The following is a 674-nucleotide window of genomic DNA, read 5'->3' on the forward strand; positions in this document are numbered from 1 at the left end:
GAAGCTGCCCGGCAGGTTCATGAGGACAAGAAGTCAGGGTTCAAGAACGCCAAACACGCGGACCAGTGGATTAACACGCTTGAGCAATATGTGTTCCCTGTATTGGGAAGATCTCTGGTTTCTGAACTGACCGCGGCGGACTTCGCCAGAGTACTGAAACCCATATGGCTGGAGAAGGCTGAGACCGCCAGCCGCGTCAAGCAGCGATGTGATGCTGTCATGAAATGGAGTGCGGCCAGGGGGTATGTGCTTGCCAGTCCCGTCGGTGTCGTTGATCAGCTTCTGCCCAAGCAACCGGGCAAGCGGGAACGCGTTGCACATCAACCTGCCGTCCCGTGGCGAGATATTCCGAACTTTGTTCAAACGGTCTTGAGGCAGGGACTTAGAACCAAAGCGAAGATCATGCTTGAGGTTCTGATCCTGACGGCTGCCCGATCTGCAGAAGTTCGATTGATGGAGTGGTCAGAGCTGGATCTTCAAAATGGTGTCTGGGTATTGCCCGCCCAGCGCATGAAGGCAAAAGCTCTCCACCGCGTTCCGCTGTCACCGTATCTTGTAAGCCTTTTTGCGGATCTGCAGAGCGCGGCTTCTCCTGATACAGCTCTTGTATTCCCCTCCCGCAAGAACACCCCGATCAGCGACATGACCCTGACGAAGTGTTTGCGGGATCACAA

At 55.0% G+C, this 674-nt stretch carries 1 protein-coding gene; it reads left to right on the forward strand.

Annotation, left to right across the window (positions count from 1 at the left end; genetic code table 11):
• Nucleotides 1–674: tyrosine-type recombinase/integrase (locus tag F0155_RS23250; protein ID WP_150526942.1), on the forward strand; the 674-nt coding region annotated here is incomplete at both ends.

The organism is Roseibium sediminis (assembly GCF_008711325.1).
Taxonomy (GTDB): Bacteria; Pseudomonadota; Alphaproteobacteria; order Rhizobiales; family Stappiaceae; genus Roseibium; species Roseibium sediminis.